Origin of the sequence: Vibrio splendidus, from assembly GCF_002873455.1 — a bacterium.
Lineage (GTDB): Bacteria > Pseudomonadota > Gammaproteobacteria > Enterobacterales > Vibrionaceae > Vibrio > Vibrio splendidus_J.
Genome location: NZ_MCUN01000033.1, coordinates 1 through 1095, shown reverse-complemented (window position 1 = coordinate 1095; position 1095 = coordinate 1). Strand labels below are relative to the sequence as shown.

The 1095-nt window shown below is 42.8% G+C and carries 1 pseudogene; it reads right to left on the bottom strand.

The window, feature by feature from the left end:
• Nucleotides 1-28 precede the first annotated feature (28 nt).
• Nucleotides 29-1095: pseudogene (locus BCU75_RS18765) on the bottom strand (IS3 family transposase); the annotation flags it as partial.

Below are 1095 nucleotides of genomic sequence, written 5' to 3'. Positions count from 1 at the left end.
TGTCTCGTCCTAAAATACGTTGACGATTTTAGCAAGCCAGTAACGCAAGTTGCTGGCCTTTTTCATGCATCTTATTTGGCGTATTCATACCTAGGCTGAGATGTGGCCTCATTTCGTTGTACGTATATATCGACTCTTCAACAAGTGTTTTCAACTCGCGAAGATCTTTGCACTGAGTAAGCAAGAACTCTTGCTTGAGGATACCATTGACCCGCTCAGCTAAAGCGTTTTGGTAACAGTCATAACCATCTGTCATTGATGGTGTTATGCCATACTTTTTAAGCTTCTCTTGATAAAGACTAGAACAATACTGAAGCCCTCTATCTGAATGATGGATTGTCGCATGACGATAACATCGAGTTTTTACCGTCATATCTAGAGCCTTCACAACATCGCTCGCTTTCATTTCATTACTGACTTCATAACCCATGATTTTACGACTGAAGGCATCGGTAACCAATGACAAGTAATGAACGCCCTCGTTCGACTGAACATAAGTGATGTCGCTCACCAGAACTTCTTCTGGTTTTGACGGAACGACTTCTTTTAGCAAGTTCGGATGTTTTTTCATCCAGTGCCTGCTGTTCGTTGTTTTGGTGTAACTTCGTTTCGGCTTAACGAGTAAGCGCTCCTCTCTGAGGTAATTAAACAAAGCATCACGGCCAAGTTTTATTCCCTTAGCTATCAACTTCGGCTTCAGTAAGAAATAGAGTTTACGAGCTCCCAGCCGAGGCATGAACCGTCTTAGTTCAAGCACCATCCCTTTCACAGGAGCAAGCTCAGCCTGACGAGTGGTCTCACGCTTTTCTCTCTGATAGACACACTGACGAGATATATTGAGCAATGAACAAGCTTTGCTTAAGCTTACTTTCTTCTCTTTTTGAAGGCTTCTTGCTCCTTCGCTATATACTTTTTTCTTAGCGACATCCCGTGCTCAGCATCAAGAATATCAACAACCCTATTGAGAAGAAGGCATCTGAGACGTTCATCTTCGAGCTCTTGTTCAAGTCGTTTTATTTTTTGGGCAGGCGTTTCATTCGCTCTCGGTGATTTAGGCATCGTGCTCTTCCTTGGATTGGTAGTCCAATCCATTTT